2 protein-coding genes are annotated in these 677 nt (G+C 51.6%); both read left to right on the top strand.

The features are described 5' to 3' along the window. The first annotated feature begins 27 nt into the window (after positions 1 to 27). On the top strand, positions 28 to 267 hold the full coding sequence (gene secE / locus HMPREF1627_RS00875) for a preprotein translocase subunit SecE (RefSeq protein WP_034500361.1): 240 nt from the start codon (positions 28 to 30) through the stop codon (positions 265 to 267). A gap of 111 nt (positions 268 to 378) precedes the next feature. Next, on the top strand, positions 379 to 677 hold a 299-nt coding region (locus tag HMPREF1627_RS00870), incomplete at its 3' end, for a transcription termination/antitermination NusG family protein (RefSeq protein ID WP_034500360.1).

The following is a 677-nucleotide window of genomic DNA, read 5'->3' as shown; positions in this document are numbered from 1 at the left end:
CTTTGTAGTTTATGCAGGAGGAAGAAGATGTCAGACCAGACGAAGTCTTCGCAGAACCCAAACGTCAAGGAAGACTTGAACGTTTTTGGTCGCATCTTGCTGTTCATTCGCCAGGTCATTGCCGAGCTGAAGAAGGTTATTTGGCCTAGCCAGGAAGAATGGTGGACCTATTTCTTGGTCGTGCTGGTATTCGTGGTTTCGATCATGATTTACACAGGTCTGCTTGATTTTGCGTTTGGCCAGTTGAGCGTTTGGATTTTTGGATAGTAAATCCCGCGCTTATGCGTTAAACTCATATCGTTGATAGACACACCCGAGGCTCCGCCCAGGGTGTGTTACTTTTTTAGCCTATTTAGGAAGTGTTCAAGGAGGTCCTAGGTGGATCAGGAAAGCACTGAAGAGAAGTTTGAAGGCGAGCAGGCTCCAGAAGTCGCGTCCGAGGCCGTAGAGGAGTCCGTTTCCCAGGAGGTTGTGGAAGAGGCCGCAACTGATGGGGAAGCGCCTTCCGCGGAGGCCACTTCGGCTCCAAGCGAGGAGACCGAGGTTGTTGATCCGATTGAAGCTAAGCGCGAGGAGCTGTCCTACTTGCCGGGTGATTGGTATGTCATCCATTCTTACTCGGGGCATGAGCGCCGCGTGAAGGCTAATCTTGAGCAGCGCGTGGTTTCGCAGAATGC

This window comes from Actinomyces sp. S6-Spd3, from assembly GCF_000758755.1.
In the GTDB taxonomy this organism is placed as follows: Bacteria; Actinomycetota; Actinomycetes; order Actinomycetales; family Actinomycetaceae; genus Pauljensenia.
The sequence above is the reverse complement of the archived record's forward strand: the minus strand, read 5'-3'. Positions and strand labels throughout refer to the sequence as shown.

Excerpts from the sequence above, each read along its gene's own strand:
- secE (WP_034500361.1), top strand. The coding sequence starts at position 28 with ATGTCAGACCAGACGAAGTCTTCGCAGAACCCAAACGTCAAGGAAGAC.